Origin of the sequence: Serratia sp. AKBS12 (genome assembly GCF_024793895.1) — a bacterium.
Lineage (GTDB): Bacteria > Pseudomonadota > Gammaproteobacteria > Enterobacterales > Enterobacteriaceae > Serratia_F.
The window spans coordinates 1,683,945-1,702,253 of sequence record NZ_JANUSB010000015.1; the positions used below are offsets into that span (position 1 = coordinate 1,683,945).

Sequence of the window (18,309 nt, forward strand, 5' to 3'; positions counted from 1 at the left end):
AATCATCGGTGCCATGGTTTATCTTACCCGGTACGGCTTTCCAACGCGGCATAAAAAATTGCTGATTTGCCAACGGGATAAGCATCTTTACCCTGCCGGAATCGCCCCCTATAATGGCCGCTCTCTGGGGTATAGCGCACTGAGGGATCGGCAAGCCTATACTGTGTAATGCGACAACTGCCAAAGGAAACGCTGCATGAAAAAGTGGTCACATCTGCTCGCCGCCGGGATGATGGCACTGAGCATCGGCTCTTCAGCCGCCGCTGACGAGGGCAAAACCCTCTATTTCTATAACTGGACTGAATATGTGCCACCAGGCCTGCTGGAACAGTTCACCAAAGAAACCGGTATCAAGGTGATTTACTCCACCTATGAATCCAACGAAAGCATGTATGCCAAGCTGAAGACCTACAAGGACGGCGCGTACGATCTGGTGGTGCCGTCCACCTATTTCATCGCCAAGATGAGCAAGGAAGGCATGCTGCAGAAGATCGACAAAAGCAAGCTGAGCCACTTCAACGATCTCGATCCCAACCTGCTGAACAAACCGTTTGACCCGCACAACGATTATTCGATCCCGTATATTTGGGGCGCCACCGCGATTGGCGTCAACAGTGAAGAGATCGATCCGCAGAGCGTAACCTCCTGGGCCGATCTGTGGAAACCGCAATATGCCAGCAGCCTGCTGCTGACCGACGATGCGCGTGAAGTGTTCCAGATGGCTCTGCGCAAGCTGGGATATTCGGGCAACACCACCAATCCGCAGGAAATCGAAGCGGCATACCACGAACTGCAAAAACTGATGCCGAACGTACTGGCCTTCAATTCGGACAATCCGGGTAATCCCTTTATGGAAGGCGAAGTCAATTTGGGCATGGTATGGAACGGTTCGGCATTTGTAGCGCGTCAGGCAGGGACGCCACTCGACATCGTGTGGCCGAAAGAAGGCGGCATTTTCTGGATGGACAGCCTGGCGATCCCGGCCAATGCCAAGAACGTGGCAGGCGCGCATAAGCTGATCGACTTCCTGCTACGGCCGGAAATCGCAGTTCAGGTGGCCAAAACCATCGGTTACCCGACGCCAAACCTGGCAGCCAAAAAACTGCTGCCGAAGGAGATCGCCAATGACAAGTCTCTGTACCCTGACGAAGCGGTGATCAAAAACGGCGAATGGCAAAACGACGTTGGCGACGCCAGTACGTTGTACGAAACCTACTTCCAGAAGCTGAAAGCCGGTCGTTGATTCCCCGGCCGGGCATGCTCGGTCATGGCAGCGCGACGAACAGCATCAAGGCGCGGCAAGCGCCTTGATTGCTAATCCGCTAAGGCCGATCGGCTCGTTCTACCTTCCCCACCAGGAACTTATGCACAAAACGCGGCACCACTTCGCTGGCCGGCCCGTAGTGCTTTTCATCAAACTGGCTTTCCACCTGGCTCGGTTCAAGATTGAGCTCCATGGTATGCGCCCCGCTCAAACGCGCTTCGTGCACGAAACCTGCCGCGGGATAAACATGGCCGGAGGTGCCGATGGCAACGAAGAAATCCGCCTTGGCCAGCGCCTGATAGATTTCATCCATGCCCAGCGGCATCTCGCCAAACCACACCACATGTGGCCGCAGCGGCGCCGGGAACTGGCAGCAATGGCAGCGGTCGTCAACGCTGAGATCGCCTGGCCAGGCAAACACCTGACCGGAACTGGTACAGCGCACCTTAAGCAGTTCTCCGTGCATATGCAGCACCCGCTGACTACCGGCGCGTTCATGCAGGTTGTCGATGTTCTGCGTTACCAGCAGGAAGTTATCACCCAGCCACTCTTCCAGGCTGGCCAGGGCGCGGTGCGCCGCGTTGGGCACAATGTCTTCCTGTTGCAGCTGACGGCGACGCGCATTGTAAAACGCCTGCACCAGCGCCGGGTCGCGCTGGTAACCCTCTGGCGTTGCGACGTCTTCCACCTTGTGTTCTTCCCACAGCCCATCGGCCGCACGGAAGGTGCGGATACCGGACTCGGCAGAGATGCCGGCACCGGTCAGCACCACCACAAATGGTTTCTTCAATTCTGCCGCTGCCATGGTATCGCGGTGAAAAATCCGCGAACGGAAGCGTTGATGCAACACATGTTTGCTTTTGCGAAACTGGCATAATCGATGACGCGTGTGCATACCCTCTCCTTATCTAATAACATCCACCACATTGAGGAACGCAGCCCCACGAACGCCGCCGGCATCGCCGTAGCGCGCCTTTTCGATACGTGGCAATCTGGCCACCCGCAACAGGCTTTTCGGCAAGCGTGGTGGCAACGCCTGATAGATCGCGTCAAAATTCGACAACCCACCGCCAATTACCACCAAATGCGGATCGATAATGGTCAGTAAATTACCCAGGCAAACCGCCAATACGTCCAGGAAACGCGTAACGTGCTCCATAGCCTGCGGCTCGCCTGCCTGATAATGCGCAATGATCTGCGTAGCCGGCAAGTGTCGTTGATAAAAGTGGGCGTACATCCACTCGAAACCACGACCCGATATGTAATTCTCGATGCAACCATGATGGCCGCAGCCACAGGCAACGCGAGGTATATCACGGCCCAACACCTCAAGTGCGTCCACCGGCAGGCGAAAATGCCCAAACTCGCCGGCAATATAATTGCGCCCCGAAACCACCTTACCATCAACGATTAGCCCGCCGCCAACCCCGGTACCCAGTATCAGCCCCAGTACCACCGGATAACGGCGAAACTCGTCGTCCCACGCCTCGGACAAGGCAAAGCAGTTGGCATCGTTGTCGATACGCACCTCACGGCCAATCAAGGCCGCCAAATCCTGCGGCAGCGGTTTACCCATCGCCGCCGGTACATTGGCCGTAAACAGCGTGCCGTCGTCGGCGTTAGGCAAACCAGGAATACCGATGCCCACCGTTCCCTGGCAGCCGCAAAACGCATCGGCTTCCAGGGTTAAATCGCGCAGCGTGGCCAGCAGTTGCCGATAATCATCGCGTGGCGTGATGACCCTTTTTTGCCAAATGCGTTGCAGTTTGTCGTCGAACACGCCCAGTTCAATCTTGGTGCCGCCCATGTCGAAACCGTAATACATTGCCTACCTCATGTTAAAAAAATGGGGCTGCATCGCTGCGCCCCAGTTTTTGACAATCATTGCCCGCTGAGCACCCGCGCCGGATCGATGCGACTGGCACGACGTGCCGGATACCAGCTGGCGAGCAGGCTGAGCACGATGGCGGTCGCCAGCACGATCAGCACATCCAGCCAGTGCAGCTCCGATGGCAGAAAATCGATGAAATAAATATCGCCGGACAGGAAAGAGTGACCGATCAGCTTTTCTATCCCCTTGATGATATTGGTCAACTGGTATGAGGCGAAGACGCCTACTACCACACCGCTGACGCTGCCCACCAGCCCGGCCAGTAATCCATACCAGACGAAAATGGCGCGAATGAAGCCGTCTTTGGCTCCCAGCGTACGCAGCACCGCAATGTCGCCACTTTTATCCTTCACCGCCATCACCAGCGTGGAGACGATATTGAAGCAGGCCACGCCGATCACCAGCACCATCGCCAGATACATAATGGCGCGGATCATCTGGATATCGCGGTACATATAGCCGTACTTGCCAATCCAGCTTTTGATATACACGTAGGAATTGGTCACTTCGCCGGCGTCGCGCACCAGCTTGTTGGCGGCAAACACGTCGTTGACCTTGATGGCGATGCCAGTGACGCTGTCACCCATATCGAGATACTGCTGCGCATCGGCCAGCGGCACCATCGCCAGACTGTGATCCAGCTGGCCGCTGAGCTGTAAAATGCCGCTCACGTGCAGACGAATGCGCTTCGGCTGCAACAGCTTCATTTGCGGGTCGCTGTTGGGGATCATCACCGTCACAAACGAGCCCTGTTTTACCCCCAGCGCATCGGCAACGCCTTTCCCCAGGATGACCTGCTGCTCGCCGCTGCGGAAGTTGGCCCAGGCGCTGCCCTGAACGTATTTCGGCAAGGCGCTGAGTTGGTTTTCCTGCTGCGGATCCACGCCCTTCAGCTGTACCGCGCGCAGCTGCGCGCCATTTTCCATCAGGCCGGTAAAGTTGATATACGGCGCCGCCGCCAGAATGCCGGGCACTTTTTCGACCCGTTGCAAAATTTGCGGCCAGCCGTTGAACGGCTGCTTGACCGGTTCGATTTCACCGTGTGGCACGACAGCCAGCACGCGGTTTTGCAGTTCGCGTTCAAAGCCGTTCATCGCACTGAGGCCGACAATCAATACCGCCACGCCGAGCGCAATGCCAATGGTGGAAATCACCGAAATCAATGAAACCATGCCGCCGCGCCGCCGGCCGCGGCTAAAGCGTAGCGCCATCAGCAATGACAGAGGCGAAGCGCTCATTACTCGGCCCCCAGCAACGTCAACTGCGCCTGTAAATGGCCGTCACGCATCTCTAATTGACGGTTCAGACGCTTCGCCAATTGCAGATCGTGCGTCACAACCAGGAACGCCGTGCCCTGTCGCACGTTCAATTCGCCCAGCAGATCAAAAATGCTGTCGGCAGTGCGCTGGTCCAGGTTGCCGGTAGGTTCGTCTGCCAGCACCAGCGACGGGTTGTTGACCAGCGCTCGGGCAATCGCCACCCGCTGGCGTTCCCCGCCGGACAGCTCCGACGGACGGTGTTTGCTGCGTTTTTCCAGCCCTACCGCGGCCAGCATCTCCAGCGCTTTTTCCTGCGCCTGCGCCGGTTTCATGCCGCCAATCAGCAACGGCATCGCGGCATTCTCCAGCGCGGTGAAATCAGGCAGCAAATGGTGAAACTGATAGATGAAGCCCAGCTCGCGATTACGCAGTTCGGCCTTGGCGGCTGAGGTCATGCCGTTCATCGCCTGCCCTTTGAACACCACGCTGCCGGTGGTCGGCGAATCGAGGCCGCCCAACAGATGCAGCAAAGTACTTTTACCGGAACCCGAACTGCCGACAATCGCCATCATTTCGCCCGGCTGCATGGCAAAACTGACATTGCGCAGCACGTCGGTATGCAGATTGCCTTCCTGATAGGTCTTGCACAGGTTGTCACACTGCAACAAAAGATGGTTACTCATAACGTAAAGCCTCAGCGGGTTGTACGGCGGCAGCGCGCCATGAAGGATAAAGCGTGGACAACAGCGAAACGGCCATCGCCGCGATGGCAATGATCGTGACCTGCAGCGGATCGACCGCCACCGGCAGCGACGCACCATCAATCAAGGCGCCAAGCACCGGCATCAGATTATTCAGATTGAGCGCCAGCAACACGCCAAGCAGGGTGCCAAGCAGCGAACCGATAATGCCGGCGCTGGCACCCTGGGTCATAAATACCGCCATAATCTGCCGGCGGGTCAGCCCCTGGGTTTGCAATATCGCCACTTCGCCCTGCTTTTCCATCACCAGCAGGCCAAGAGAGGTAATGATATTGAACGCCGCCACCGCCACGATCAGGCTCAGCAACAGCCCCATCATGTTTTTCTCCATGCGCACCGCCTGGAACAGTTCACCCTTGCGCTCACGCCAGTCTTTCCACGTGCTGCCTTGCGGCAGCGTTTGCTGGCTGAGGGTATCCACCGCCAGTGGCTGTTGCAGAAACAGTCGCCAGCCGGTGATATTGCCCGCCGGGTAGCGCATCAGGCGTGACGCATCCTGCTGGTTGACCAGCAGTTGATATTCATCGACGTCGCTGTTGGCATGGAAGGTACCGACAATGGTGAACACTCGCTGGCTCGGGATACGCCCCATTGGCGTAAACTGGCTGGCGCTCGGCACCATCAGGCGCAGTTTATCGCCGCGCTTGACGCCCAGTTTTCCCGCCATGACCTCGCCGAGAATAATGTTATATTCCCCTGGCTGTAGCTGCCGTTGCTTGACGTTGACCAAAAACGGCGTCAGCGGATCCGCTTCGTCAGGATTGACGCCAAGCATCACGCCGACCGCGACGCTGCGCGCGCTTTGCAGCACCACATCGCCGGTGGTTAGCGGCGCGACGCGGTTAACGCCTTGCAGCCCCTGAACCGCGGTAGCCGGGAGTTGTTGAGGATTGATCGACCCTTGCGGGCTGGTGATTAGCGCCTGCGGCATCAGACCCAGAATGTTGTTCTCCAGATCCTTTTCAAAGCCGTTCATCACCGACAATACGGTGACCAGCGCCATCACACCCAGCGTAATGCCGATGGTGGAAAGCCAGGAAACAAACCGACCGAAGCGGTCTGAAGCCCGCCCGCGCATGTAGCGCAGGCCAATGAATAACGCGACAGGTTGATACATGAAATCCGTTTTGTTGCCTTAGCTTAAGCAAAGTAACCATGGATAATAAAGGCTCTACCCTGATTAGGGAACCACCCGGCGCGTTTTATTCACCGCGCGCGCGCCCAGGCTGAGCATTTAACCGCCATCGCGCCTTTTGCCTATGTCAGTTTGCCACCCGCTGGGCTAGTATAAGAACAAAGAAAGGCACCCGTAACCACGCCTGACCACTTTCAATTTAAGATCAAAGATACCTGAATGAGCAATTCTGATAATCGTAGCCGTTCCGCGTCCGACTCTTCCCGTTACACCCTGCCCGAGCGTGCGGGCGATCTGCGCCAACTGGGGCAGTTGACCGGCTCGGCCTGCGCGGTCGAATGCGCGGAAATTATCGAGCGCCATAGCGGTCCGGTAATGCTGATCGCGCCGGATATGCAAAATGCCCTGCGCCTGCGCGACGAAATTCAGCAGTTCACCGACCAGATGGTCAGTACGCTGTCGGATTGGGAAACGCTGCCGTACGATAGCTTCTCGCCGCATCAGGAAATCATCTCGGCGCGCCTGTCCAGCCTGTATCATCTGCCTACCATGGCACGCGGTGTGATCATTCTCCCAGTGAATACGCTGATGCAGCGCGTCTGCCCGCATGAGTTTCTGCATGGCCATGCGCTGGTGATGCAAAAAGGCCAACGCCTGTCGCGCAACAAACTACGCGCTCAGTTGGAACAGGCCGGCTATCGCAGCGTCGATCAGGTCATGGAGCACGGGGAGTTCGCTACCCGCGGCGCTCTGCTGGATTTATACCCGATGGGCAGCGAAGAGCCTTACCGCATTGATTTCTTTGATGACGAAATCGACAGCCTGCGCATCTTCGACGTTGACAGCCAACGCACGCTGAGCGAGGTTGAGGCGATCAATCTGCTGCCGGCTCACGAATTCCCCACCGACAAAAACGCCATCGAACTGTTCCGCAGCCAGTGGCGCGAACGGTTCGAGGTGCGCCGTGACGCCGAACACATCTATCAGCAGGTTAGCAAAGGCACCTGGCCGGCCGGCATCGAGTATTGGCAGCCGCTGTTCTTCAGTCAGCCACTGCCGTCGCTGTTCAGTTACCTGCCGGACAATACTCTGATCGTCAACACCGGCAATCTGGAAAGCGCCGCCGAGCGTTTCTGGCAGGACGTCAATCAGCGTTATGAAAGCCGACGCGTTGACCCGATGCGCCCGCTGGTGGCGCCGGAAAGCCTGTGGCTGCGGGTAGACAGCCTGTTTGCCGAACTGAAGGCCTGGCCGCGCATCGCGCTGAAAACCGAAGAGCTGCCCAAAAAAGCCGGCAATACCAATCTGGACTATCAGACGCTGCCGGATCTGGCGGTTCAGGCGCAGCAAAAGGCGCCGCTGGACAATTTGCGTCGCTTTATCGAAGGCTTCGACGGCAGCGTGATTTTTTCGGTGGAAAGCGAGGGGCGGCGCGAAACGCTGCAAGACCTGCTCGGCCGCATCAAGCTCAACGCCAGCCTGATACACAGGCTCGAACAGGCTGAACCGGCGGGCCGCTATATGATGGTCGGCGCATCCGAACGCGGGTTCCTTGACGGCCTGCGCCAGCGGGCGCTGATCTGTGAGAGCGATTTGCTCGGCGAACGCGTCAACCGTCGTCGTCAGGACAATCGCCGCACCATCAATACCGATACGCTGATCCGTAACCTGGCGGAGCTACACCCGGGGCAGCCGGTGGTGCATCTGGAACACGGCGTCGGGCGCTATGTCGGCCTGACAACGCTGGAAGCCGGCGGCATCAAGGCCGAATACCTGATTCTATCCTATGCCGGCGACGACAAGCTGTATGTGCCGGTATCGTCGTTACATCTGATCAGTCGCTATGCCGGCGGTGCCGATGAAAGCGCACCGCTGCATAAACTGGGGGGTGATGCCTGGGCACGCGCACGACAGAAAGCGGCGGAAAAAGTGCGCGACGTGGCCGCCGAGCTGCTGGATATTTATGCCCAGCGCGCGGCGAAGAGCGGCTATGCCTTCAAGCATGACCGCGAACAGTATCAGCTGTTCTGCCAGACCTTCCCGTTCGAAACCACCCCGGATCAGGAGCAGGCAATCAATGCAGTACTGAGCGACATGTGCCAGCCGCTGGCCATGGATCGCCTGGTGTGTGGCGACGTCGGTTTCGGCAAGACCGAAGTGGCGATGCGTGCCGCCTTCCTGGCGGTAGAGAACGGCAAACAGGTGGCGGTATTGGTGCCAACCACGCTGCTGGCGCAACAGCACTTCGATAACTTCCGCGATCGCTTCGCCACCTGGCCAATCCGCATTGAAATGATGTCGCGTTTCCGCAGCGCCAAAGAGCAGCAGCAGGTGCTGGATGACGCCGCCGACGGCAAGGTCGATATCGTTATCGGCACCCATAAACTGTTGCAGAACGATTTGCGCTGGAAAGATCTTGGCCTGTTAATCGTCGACGAAGAACACCGTTTTGGCGTGCGCCATAAAGAGCGCATCAAGGCAATGCGCGCCGACGTCGATATCCTGACGCTGACCGCCACACCAATCCCACGCACCCTGAATATGGCGATGAGCGGCATGCGCGATCTGTCGATCATCGCGACGCCGCCGGCACGCCGTCTGGCCGTGAAGACCTTCGTGCGCGAATACGATAGCCTGGTGGTACGTGAGGCGATTCTGCGCGAAGTGCTGCGTGGCGGGCAGGTTTATTATCTGTACAACGACGTTGAGAACATTGACAAGGCCGCACAACGGCTGGCGGAGCTGGTGCCGGAAGCGCGTATTGCCATTGGCCATGGCCAGATGCGCGAACGCGATCTGGAACGGGTGATGAACGACTTCCACCACCAGCGTTTCAACGTGCTGGTCTGCACTACCATTATTGAAACCGGTATCGATATTCCCAGCGCCAATACCATCATCATCGAGCGTGCCGACCGTTTCGGGCTGGCGCAATTGCACCAGCTACGTGGCCGCGTTGGGCGCTCGCATCACCAGGCCTACGCCTACCTGCTGACACCGAATCCAAAGGCGATGAGCGCCGACGCGCACAAGCGACTGGAAGCGATCGCCACCCTGGAAGACCTCGGTGCCGGCTTTGCACTGGCGACCCACGATCTGGAAATCCGCGGGGCCGGCGAGCTGCTGGGCGAAGATCAGAGTGGCCAGATGACCACCATCGGCTTTTCGTTGTATATGGAACTGCTGGAAAGCGCGGTGGATGCGCTAAAACACGGCCGCGAACCGTCACTGGAAGATTTGACCAGTAGCCAGACCGAAGTGGAACTGCGCATGCCGGCGTTGTTGCCGGATGATTTCATCCCTGACGTAAATACCCGACTGTCATTCTATAAGCGTGTTGCCAGTGCGAAAAACGAAGGGGAACTGGAAGAGCTGAAAGTCGAGCTGATCGACCGCTTCGGCAAGCTGCCAGACGCGGCGCGCAACCTGTTGCACAGCGCGGCGTTGCGCCAGCGTGCGCAAAACCTGGGTATCAAGCGAATCGAAGGCAACGAACGCGGTGGTTTTATCGAGTTTGGCGACAAAAACCGCGTCGACCCCGGCTACTTGATTGGCCTGTTGCAAAGCAAACCGCAGGTTTACCGTCTGGATGGCCCCACCAAGCTGAAGTTTATGCTCGACCTGACCGATCGCAGCAAGCGGTTGACCTTTATCGACGAGTTACTGACGGCGTTCCGCGAGCATACGCTGGCGGTCTGATGGCGCGTTGACCGTGGTCCTGCCGAGGCTAGCGGCAGGACGCACCTTCAGCGGCGTGGTTCAACAATCGAGTGCCGCGTCACTATGGCCTGGCCGGCGCGGCGAGCAGAATGGCGGGCAAATAGAAACCCGCGTCAATGTTAATGCCACTCGCTCAACGTATTGAGCGATCAGAGCTAACACTGGCCGCGGGTTTAATTCTTGTCGTTACGCCTGGGTCGTGGTTGGCTTGTTCAACACCAGCTGGCCACTTTTATCCAATGGGATTTGCGTACCCGGATCGTGATCCATACGGATCTTGCCCTGCTGGTCGCCGATCTTGTAGGTCACATCGTAACCCAGCGTTTTCTGTGATTTGTCATACACCGTTTTACAGCGCTGCTGTGTACTGGTGGTGGTGTCGTTGTTCTGCATCGAGCCCTGGATCTGGTTACCGGCGTAGCCGCCGCCCAGCGCACCGACCACGGTGGCGACATCACGGCCGCGTCCACCGCCGAACTGATGACCAATCACCCCACCGGCAACTGCCCCCAACACCGAACCGGCAATGCGGTTTTCATCCTGCACCGGCGCACGGTGCGTCACCGTGACATTGCGGCATTCCCGGCGCGGCGTCTTGATGGTTTCCTTGATTGGTGTTGCATTGAGCACCTGTGCGTACTGTGGGGCGGAAGAGAAAACGTTCATACCACCGGCGACGGCCGCAATGCCCAGCGCCGCTGCTACGCCAATTCCTACACCCGCTAACATTGACTTGTTCACAGGAAATCCTCCTGAAAGTGTTACCACGCATTTTGCACCGGGGAAGACTACCAACGTTGCACCGCGCTTATTATTTTGCGCATTGGCGGCACGCGATCTCCCGGTTTACGGCGTGCGCGCTGCGCCGTCTGTAAACACGATAAAGTCTGCACAAGGATTGTTGTTGCTGCAATAAGACGATGTGACCAAAGATGCGGGAAATCATGCCAATCGGCGTTGTTTAGGACGAATCTTAACTATCCACGCGTAAATAATAACATTTTATACTGCCAGGTCGGTTGTCGCCGTCCCAATATGGCGGTGCAGTTAAAAAACCCCGCCGTTGCGGCGTGGTCAGACTGATGACAAACCGCATTCCTGCACAGAGCGAGTAGAGGCCAATAAATAAAAATCATGAAACTCAATTTATTGATTTCCGGCTGTTCACCACAAAGCAGGAAAAACCACGCTTTTTCCTGCTTTGTCAGCAAGCTAACCACGCCGTTGCGGCGTGGTTTTGGACTGACATGTAAACGCTTAGTGCATCTTCAGGCGCGGGCGAATCACGCGGTTAATACCGCCCACCAGCATCATCAGACCGGTTTTGATGTAACCGTGTAATGCCACCTGGTGCATACGGTACAGCGAGATATACACCACGCGGGCAATCCGCCCTTCTACCATCATCGAGCCGCGCATCAGGTTGCCCATCAGGCTGCCGACGGTGCTAAAACGCGAAAGCGATACCAGCGAGCCGTGGTCTTTATACACATACGGCTTCAGCGTTTGGCCGTTGATCAGCGCCAGAATATTGCTGAAGCAGCGCGAGGCCATCTGGTGCGCCGATTGCGCGCGCGGTGGCACAAAACCACCGCCTTCTTTCGGGCAGGATGCGCAGTCGCCGATGGCGAAAATGTTCGGGTCACGGGTGGTTTGCAGCGTCGGCTCAACCATTAGCTGGTTGATACGGTTGGTTTCCAGGCCGCCGATATCCTTCATAAAGTCCGGTGCCTTGATGCCCGCCGCCCAGACCATCAGATCGGCGTCAATGAACTCGCCCCCCTTGGTGTTCAGGCCGTTTTCATCGGCGCTGGTCACCATGGTGTTGGTCAACACCCGCACCCCCAGTTTGTTCAGCTCCTGATGCGCCGCAGCGGAAATACGCGGCGGTAACGCCGGCAAGATGCGTTCACCCGCCTCAACCAGCGTGACGTTCAGCGCGCTGTTGTCCAACCCTTCAAAACCGTAGCTGTGCAGCTGTTTCACCGCGTTATGCAGTTCCGCGGACAGTTCAACCCCGGTGGCACCGCCGCCAACAATGGCGATGTTCACCCGTTCTTTGTCGCCCGGTTGCGCCGAGAACTTGAGGAACAGGTTCAGCATTTCATTATGGAAACGTCGTGCCTGATGCGGGTTATCCAGGAAGATGCAGTGATCTTTCACCCCCGGCGTGCCGAAGTCGTTCGAAGTGCTGCCCAATGCCATGACCAGAATGTCATAGGTCAATTCGCGGGCCGGCACCAATTCCTCACCCTGCTCATCGCAGATCTGCGCCAGGTGCAGCTTTTTTGTCTCGCGATCGATGTTGATCAGCGAACCAAGCTGGAAGCTGAAGTGATGATTGCGGGCATGCGCCAGATAGCTCAGCGCATCCACACCGTCATCCAGAGAGCCGGTTGCCACCTCATGCAGTAACGGTTTCCACAGGTGACTATGGTTGCGATCCACCAACGTGATCTCTGCCTTGTGCTTGCGACCAAGTTTATGGCCCAGGCTGGTAGCCAGTTCCAGGCCGCCGGCGCCGCCACCTACAATGACGATTTTCTTGATTGGCATTGTCAAAATAACCCTCTAAATGTGAACCAATTGTTATCCAAGGGTAAACAAATAATATCCTTAGAATACATGGGGTTCGCTTAAAATAAACCTGCTGTCTGAGGCCAGAATAGCATGGGAGGTTATTTGGTCATACCAAAATTGATGTAGGTCAATTTCTTTTGGTTAAAGGCTGGACGTGCGGGGATTTTGACGATTGTGATTCAAATAGTTAGCGCCAGATCACATTTTTGTCTTTTACATTCGGCTGCCGATTTATTTGCTCTCATAGCAAATAAAACCGCCAATTATCGACATAATGACAATAATGGCGGCCATCGAACAGGTTATAGAACTGTTACGCCAGGACCTTGAACGCCTTGATACGTTGCAGATGCGGTGAAATATCTTTGAATTTATGCGTCTGCCGTTCATCCCAGACGATTTCATAATATTTATGCAACAGTGACGCACTGCGCTGGTTGTCCAATACTTCGTCCTGTCGCGACAACAGCACCAGACAGCGATTGCGGTTTTTTTCGCGAAAATCCTCGACGCACTTGGTGGCGATATCGCGATACTCTTCCGGACGATCGATCTTGCCATGCATGTGCTCTTCCGGGAACAGATTGGGATTGATCGCCACTTGGCGGATACCACACAGAAAACCGATACGCTCGGCCCAGAAGCCCCCCAGGCCTACGCCGCAAATCAGCGCCTGCTGCCCACCTGACTGCTGCAATGCCTTGTCCACCTCTTTCAACAGATGCTGCATATCATGGCGTGGATGCAAGGTGCTGTAACTGATAAAACGCACGTCCGGATCGATAAACTGCAACTGCAGCACTTTTTCATGATTGCCGGGGCTGGTGGAATCAAAACCGTGCAAATAGATAATCATAAGGATCCTCGCAACAAGCCGGGGGGCCGCAGCGCGGCCCTCATCATTTAACGCCGCAATACGACGCGCTACGGCTTCACCTCGCCGCGCTGTTTGTGCTCTTCCCAACGTTCGCTGAGCGCCGTCAACTGCTGATGTGCCAGCTTCCAGCGTGCGGAATCACGCAATTCCTGGCGGGTAAACCGACCTTGATGATACAGCCGCTGCAACTTCTCTGTTTTGACCGGGGACAGGTTATCCAGCACGCTAACGGCACCGGTCCGGTTGTTGCACACCAGAATCATGTCACAACCGGCATCCAGCGCGGCCTGTCCTCGTTCGGCATAGCTGCCCATGATCGCCGCGCCTTCCATCGATAGGTCATCGGAGAAAATGATACCGTCAAAGCCCAGTTCTTCACGCAGGATCTGCTTGAGCCAGTACGGGGAACCGCTGGCCGGACGTGAGTCTGCTTCAGTATAGATGACGTGTGCCGGCATCACCGCGTCCAGCAGTTGGCGGCTGATAAGCTCACGGAAGATCCGCATGTCATGCTCGCGGATCTGCGCCAGCGGTCGCGGATCGCGCGGGGTTTCCTTATGCGAGTCAGCGCTGACCGCACCGTGTCCCGGGAAGTGCTTGCCGGTGGTTTTCATCCCGGCGGAGTGCATCCCCTGGATAAAGCACTCCGCCATCGCCAATGCCTGCACCGGATCGCTGTGGAATGAACGTTCACCAATCGCCGCGCTGGAATGACCGATGTCGAGTACCGGCGCGAAGCTGATGTCGATATCCTGAGCAATCATTTCCGCCGCCATCAGCCAGCCGGCCTCCTGCGCCAGGCGAGCGGCTTCCTCCGCCTCATGCAGCGCAGCAAATGACTGCGCCGCCGGCAGGCGGGTAAAGCCCTGATGAAACCGCTGAACCCGCCCGCCTTCCTGATCGACCGCCACCACCAGCCGTTGATGCGAGGCGGCGCGAATTTGCCGCACCAGTTCGCCTAACTGCGCCACGTCATGGAAATTGCGGCTAAACAGGATCAACCCGCCGACCAGCGGGTGCTGCAAAATTTCACGCTCTTCGGCATCCAGCTCGAAGCTGGCGACATCTAACATTACTGGGCCCACGGCCACCTCACTTCATTGATTCATACGGAACGGGGTAATGATAAACAAAATCGCTGGCGCAACGCTGCGGCCCAGCGCAAAAACTCACTCTCGCCGCTTTGCTGCCAGCGGACTTCAAACCACATCAGCATCAGATAATCTACCCACGGCAACCAGCGCGATACCTGCGATACCAGCCGGCGCGCATCGTGGTAGCCGTACTGTACATACTGTTCAATAAATTGCCGGCATTGCTCGCCGGACCAGGCGTTGAATCGAAACATCGCCGCCAGTTCAAGCGCAACGTCACCGTCGGCGGCGTACTCCCAGTCAATCAACCGCATGCGCCGAGGTTGGGCAATCATGTTGTCCGGGTGGATATCCATATGCAACGGTGCCAGCTTGAGCGGCTGCGGCACAGCCGCATGCACAAAGCGTTGCTGTAATCGCAGCCAGGCCGGCGTGAGGCGCCGCCGGTCGATATGCTGCCAATAATGCCGGTACCGCCGCGGCAGATCCAGCCGATAACCGCTGAGCGGCCGCTGATGCAAATCTGCCGTCAAACGCGCCAGCCCGCCGTTTTGCCGAAGCTGGTCGAACGCCGCTTCAGTGACAACGTCACCATCGAGCCACTCGACAATAATCCAGTGCGCATTCTGGGCAACCACCCTCGGGCCAAGCGTAATGGCGCTGCGTCGTAATAACCGCGCCTCCCGCTGACGGCTGACGCCCAGCACTGACTTGTCCGGCGTCTGCTGACGCGCCAGCAGACTAATGCCCTCGCCCTCGATACGCCAGCTTTCCCCCGTCAGCCCCTGTACCGGGCTGAAACGACAACCGGCGGTTTTCACCGCCGGCAGTCTGGTTTGCAACAGTGTTCGCAGTTGCGCGTTAGCGTTTGACGTCGCCATTGCCCGACCAGACAATTTCACCGCTTTGCGCCAACATCAGCTGCATGTCCATTTGCGGTGATTTTACGTCACCGCTGACGTCGCTGTACAAGACATACTGCGCGCCGACGATACGTGCCAGACCGATGGCCTTGCTGCGCGAGCCAAGACTGTCGTCCGCCGACAGGCCGAGCGTTTGTTTGGCGCTGGCCAGTTGCGTTTCCGGCACCACGCGGAAGGTCTGATTCGAGGCCAACGCCTTATGCAGCGCAGCAGTGGCTTTGCCGGTCTGCAGCGCTCCGTTGGTGTTGTTTTTCACGCTGTCCAGCAGCAGCACGCTACCCGGCGTCACGCCATCGGCTTTCAGCATCTGGCTTACCAGCGGTTGTACGCTGCCCAGCCAATTGAAACTCTGAATTTTCGGCGGCTGCGGTACCGGCTCGGAGACTGGCGGCTCCGGCTGCTGAGGAACGTCAGGCGTCGGGGTTACCGGTTCAATGGTCACCGGCGGTTGCGGTTGTTCCGGTGGGCGTTGCAGACAGCCGGTCAACACCAGCGCAGCCAAAGCCACAAATAGATACTTTTTCATCATTCTCTCCAACGGGGCCAAGCGCATGGCTTATAAAAAGATGTACAGACGCGCACGCCTGGCTTCCAGATTGCCATTAATGGAATAGATCTGGGCATCTGAATTCGGCGCAACGGTGATTTCACGCGGTTTTTCGAACGGTCGGATATCCAGCCCCTGATCGTCATACCAGAAGAAACGGTAATGCACGGTGACCGGGGTTGGCTGGGTGTTGCTCAGCACCGAGGTAGCGATCATCCGCCCCGAAGCGTCGTTAACCACCGGGCGGTCGGCCAGTATGCCGGCGGTCAGCACCGGCGAATCCATCACTACCGTTTGGCGTTCGTTCACCGCAATGCCTTCCGGGCTGCTGCAGCCCATCAGCAGCGCAGCGGGTAACACCAGCGCCATCAAGCAACGCAGCGGTTTGGTATAGCGCATGGCATCCCTCGCAATAATCAGTAAGACAGCATCGGGCCAAGCGAACAACCGCCAACCAGATGCATATGAATATGATAGACCTCTTGGCCGCCATGGCGATTGCAGTTGATGATCAGCCGATAACCGTCTTCAGCAATGCCCTCCTGGGCAGCAATCTTCGCCGCGACGGTCACCATACGCCCCAATGCGGCTTCATGCTCGCGGGTAACGTCATTCGCCGTCGGGATCAGCACGTTGGGCACAATCAGAATATGTGTAGGTGCTTTCGGCGAGATATCACGAAAGGCGGTGACCAGTTCGTCCTGATAAACCACATCAGCGGGAATTTCTTTACGAATAATTTTACTGAAAATAGTTTCTTCGGCCATCTGGAATTCCTTGTTAGCTAGAAAGAAGGTTTACGCAGTATGAGTGACAAATTCTACTGCTTTCAACCTGATTGCGCACTTTCTGCGTTGAGTGGTGCAGAATCAGCCAGCCTCGCCGGTGATGGCGGCGTTTAGCGCCAGTTTACCTGCCGGGCACGCGTACTTGCTCGGCATCGACCGCCCGCTGTTGAACATCAACAATCAGCGCCGATCAACTGCGGCGCGTGGCGATGCATCCAGTCGGCCAGGCTGTCCAGCGTTGGCCGCAGCGTCTTGCCCAGTTCGGTAATCTGATATTCCACCCGCGGCGGCACTTGCGGAAAAATATGCCGCGTCACCAACCCTCGCTGTTCAAACTGGCGCAGTTGCCGCGTTAGCTCTTTTTGCGCGATCGGTGCCACGGCGCGTTGCAGTTCACCAAATCGCACCGGTGCATCAATAATCATCAGCCGGTATAAAATCGGTATTGCCCACTTCCCCGACAGCAGATTGACAAAATCAACCATCGGACAGGGTTGCCCGGCGCTGGGTAACCGGGCCAAATTTTTTTCTTCCGGACATGCCGCGCTATTGGTCATTTGTTTCCTCCCGCCCCTTTAGTATCCAAATGGTACCTACTATGCAAAGGATACTACAACGCAAATAATGAGGCTATCACGCACCAAACCAGAGGAAAGATCGTGTCACGATTGCAAAACAAATACGCCTTGATTACCGGCGGCACCAGCGGCATTGGGCTGGAAACCGCCCGCCGGTTTATCGCCGAAGGCGCCACGGTAGCGATTACCGGCCGCAGCCACAGTGGGCTGGAAGCGGCAAAACGTCAATTGGGCGAGGTAGTTACGCTACTGAGCGATGCCGGCGACGTAGCGCAACAACGCCAGCTGGCACAGCAGTTGGCACTGCACTGGCCACGTCTGGACGTGCTGTTTGTCAACGCCGGCGACGTCACTCACCATGCGCTGGAAGAATGGAACGAAGCAGACTATGACCGTCTGATGAACACTAACCTCAAAGGGCCGTTCTTCCTGATTCAGGCGCTGCTGCCAATGCTGGCCAACCCTGCCTCCGTCATTCTGTGTGGCTCGGTCAGCGCGCATATCGGCCTGCCGCAAAGTAATGCCTACGCGGCCAGCAAGGCCGCTTTGCTTTCATTGGCACGCACGTTGTCGGGTGAGCTGCATCCACGCGGTATTCGCGTCAATGGCCTCAGCCCTGGCCCGACGGAAACTCCAGCCTTTGGCAAGCTCGGCTTGCAGGACAAGGACCGGGAGACGCTGAAGCAGGAAATTCGCGCGCTGGTGCCGATTGGCCGCATGGGCAGCGCACTGGAACTGGCGCACGCAGCGGTATTCCTGGCCTCGGACGAATCGGCGTTTATGGTCGGCGCCGAACTGCAAATGGACGGCGGCGTGGGTAATCTATAACCGGCGAGGCGGGGCCTGGCAATAAAAAAGGGAGGCTTTCGCCTCCCTCAAAACTCCCCTACCT

17 protein-coding genes are annotated in these 18,309 nt (G+C 57.3%); 3 read left to right on the forward strand and 14 right to left on the reverse strand.

Annotation, left to right across the window (positions count from 1 at the left end; translation table 11 throughout):
- Positions 1 to 196 precede the first annotated feature (196 nt).
- Positions 197 to 1,243 (forward strand): spermidine/putrescine ABC transporter substrate-binding protein PotD, encoded by a 1,047-nt coding sequence (gene potD, locus NYE85_RS17790; RefSeq protein ID WP_259006043.1) that lies wholly within the window; start codon positions 197 to 199, stop codon positions 1,241 to 1,243.
- Between the two features lie 79 nt (positions 1,244 to 1,322).
- Here potD and cobB read toward each other — a convergent pair whose 3' ends face one another.
- Genes cobB through lolC form a run of 5 tightly spaced genes read right to left on the reverse strand, consistent with a single transcriptional unit; the run spans position 1,323 to position 6,292 of the window.
- Complete coding sequence (gene cobB, locus NYE85_RS17795) at positions 1,323 to 2,159, reverse strand: Sir2 family NAD+-dependent deacetylase (protein ID WP_259006044.1); 837 nt, start codon at positions 2,157 to 2,159, stop codon at positions 1,323 to 1,325.
- A gap of 9 nt (positions 2,160 to 2,168) precedes the next feature.
- Positions 2,169 to 3,089 (reverse strand): N-acetylglucosamine kinase, encoded by a 921-nt coding sequence (gene nagK / locus NYE85_RS17800; protein WP_259006045.1) that lies wholly within the window; start codon positions 3,087 to 3,089, stop codon positions 2,169 to 2,171.
- A gap of 56 nt (positions 3,090 to 3,145) precedes the next feature.
- Positions 3,146 to 4,393, reverse strand: coding sequence for a lipoprotein-releasing ABC transporter permease subunit LolE (lolE, locus tag NYE85_RS17805; RefSeq protein ID WP_259006046.1), 1,248 nt, complete (start codon positions 4,391 to 4,393; stop codon positions 3,146 to 3,148).
- Entirely contained in the window at positions 4,393 to 5,097 is a 705-nt protein-coding gene (lolD, locus tag NYE85_RS17810) for a lipoprotein-releasing ABC transporter ATP-binding protein LolD (RefSeq protein ID WP_259006047.1), read from the reverse strand. The genes lolE and lolD overlap by 1 nt, the downstream gene beginning before the upstream one ends.
- Positions 5,090 to 6,292 (reverse strand): lipoprotein-releasing ABC transporter permease subunit LolC, encoded by a 1,203-nt coding sequence (lolC, locus tag NYE85_RS17815; protein ID WP_259006048.1) that lies wholly within the window; start codon positions 6,290 to 6,292, stop codon positions 5,090 to 5,092. Before lolC ends, lolD begins: the two co-directional genes overlap by 8 nt.
- A gap of 237 nt (positions 6,293 to 6,529) precedes the next feature.
- On the opposite strand from lolC, the gene mfd reads away from it, so the two are divergent.
- Positions 6,530 to 10,009 carry a transcription-repair coupling factor gene (mfd, locus tag NYE85_RS17820; protein WP_259006049.1) on the forward strand — a complete coding sequence of 1,160 codons (3,480 nt, stop codon included), beginning with the start codon at positions 6,530 to 6,532 and terminating at the stop codon, positions 10,007 to 10,009.
- Positions 10,010 to 10,216: 207 nt separating this feature from the next.
- Here mfd and NYE85_RS17825 read toward each other — a convergent pair whose 3' ends face one another.
- The 9 genes from NYE85_RS17825 to NYE85_RS17865 all read right to left on the reverse strand — a co-directional run bounded on the left by NYE85_RS17825 (position 10,217) and on the right by NYE85_RS17865 (position 17,324).
- On the reverse strand, positions 10,217 to 10,771 hold the full coding sequence (locus tag NYE85_RS17825; protein ID WP_167535636.1) for a glycine zipper 2TM domain-containing protein: 555 nt from the start codon (positions 10,769 to 10,771) through the stop codon (positions 10,217 to 10,219).
- A 516-nt stretch (positions 10,772 to 11,287) separates the two neighbouring features.
- A complete protein-coding gene (locus tag NYE85_RS17830) occupies positions 11,288 to 12,592 on the reverse strand; it encodes an NAD(P)/FAD-dependent oxidoreductase (protein WP_259006050.1) in 1,305 nt (434 codons plus the stop codon).
- 331 nt (positions 12,593 to 12,923) lie between these two features.
- Positions 12,924 to 13,466, reverse strand: coding sequence for an alpha/beta hydrolase YcfP (gene ycfP / locus NYE85_RS17835; RefSeq protein WP_259006051.1), 543 nt, complete (start codon positions 13,464 to 13,466; stop codon positions 12,924 to 12,926).
- Positions 13,467 to 13,534: 68 nt separating this feature from the next.
- Positions 13,535 to 14,560: a beta-N-acetylhexosaminidase gene (gene nagZ, locus NYE85_RS17840; protein ID WP_259006052.1), complete on the reverse strand. Its 1,026-nt coding sequence runs from the start codon at positions 14,558 to 14,560 to the stop codon at positions 13,535 to 13,537.
- 32 nt (positions 14,561 to 14,592) lie between these two features.
- Positions 14,593 to 15,462, reverse strand: coding sequence for a phosphotransferase (locus NYE85_RS17845; protein WP_259006053.1), 870 nt, complete (start codon positions 15,460 to 15,462; stop codon positions 14,593 to 14,595).
- Positions 15,443 to 16,030, reverse strand: a complete 588-nt coding sequence (lpoB, locus tag NYE85_RS17850; RefSeq protein ID WP_259006054.1) for a penicillin-binding protein activator LpoB — start codon at positions 16,028 to 16,030, stop codon at positions 15,443 to 15,445. Before lpoB ends, NYE85_RS17845 begins: the two co-directional genes overlap by 20 nt.
- A 30-nt stretch (positions 16,031 to 16,060) precedes the next feature.
- Complete coding sequence (locus NYE85_RS17855) at positions 16,061 to 16,450, reverse strand: YcfL family protein (RefSeq protein ID WP_259006055.1); 390 nt, start codon at positions 16,448 to 16,450, stop codon at positions 16,061 to 16,063.
- 17 nt (positions 16,451 to 16,467) lie between these two features.
- On the reverse strand, positions 16,468 to 16,818 hold the full coding sequence (gene hinT / locus NYE85_RS17860; RefSeq protein ID WP_004964244.1) for a purine nucleoside phosphoramidase: 351 nt from the start codon (positions 16,816 to 16,818) through the stop codon (positions 16,468 to 16,470).
- Positions 16,819 to 17,012: 194 nt separating this feature from the next.
- On the reverse strand, positions 17,013 to 17,324 hold the full coding sequence (locus tag NYE85_RS17865; protein ID WP_259006366.1) for a helix-turn-helix domain-containing protein: 312 nt from the start codon (positions 17,322 to 17,324) through the stop codon (positions 17,013 to 17,015).
- Positions 17,325 to 17,498: 174 nt separating this feature from the next.
- Between NYE85_RS17865 and NYE85_RS17870 the strand changes: the two genes are divergently transcribed.
- Complete coding sequence (locus tag NYE85_RS17870; RefSeq protein ID WP_259006056.1) at positions 17,499 to 18,245, forward strand: SDR family oxidoreductase; 747 nt, start codon at positions 17,499 to 17,501, stop codon at positions 18,243 to 18,245.
- The last annotated feature ends 64 nt before the right edge of the window (positions 18,246 to 18,309 follow it).